Origin of the sequence: Meridianimarinicoccus marinus (assembly GCF_040689105.1) — a bacterium.
Classification (GTDB): Bacteria; Pseudomonadota; Alphaproteobacteria; order Rhodobacterales; family Rhodobacteraceae; genus Meridianimarinicoccus; species Meridianimarinicoccus marinus.
This window is the reverse complement of sequence record NZ_JBFBVU010000110.1, coordinates 1-312: the sequence shown is the minus strand read 5'-3', so window position 1 is coordinate 312 and position 312 is coordinate 1. Positions and strand designations below refer to the sequence as shown.

General features: G+C 58.7%; 1 protein-coding gene. It reads left to right on the top strand.

All coding sequences use genetic code 11. From position 1 onward, the window contains the following. On the top strand, positions 1-312 hold a 312-nt coding region (locus AB0T83_RS20395), incomplete at both ends, for a hypothetical protein (RefSeq protein ID WP_366195019.1).

The window sequence follows — 312 nt, the reverse complement described above, 5'->3', positions numbered from 1 at the left end:
ACCGCAGGCCAGAGCACCTCTCTGACATCTCTGTTCAGCTATGCAGATGTTGACAATGACATCGTCTCGTTTGCGGTTAGGGATCGCGAGTTGGGCGGCGGCTATCTGACCAAGAATGGTATCAAGCAGGCTGAAAACCAGCTCTTCGACCCGGTCCCGATCGGCGAAATTGACCAATGGGCATTTGTTGCCGGTGCGGCAGGCTCAACCAGCACTGTGGGGTTTCATGCCAACGACTCTCGTGGCGGGTACAACAGCACTGCTGCGGTGGCGACGGTCAAGGTTGCAGCGGCGCCGGCAGGCAGTGATCCG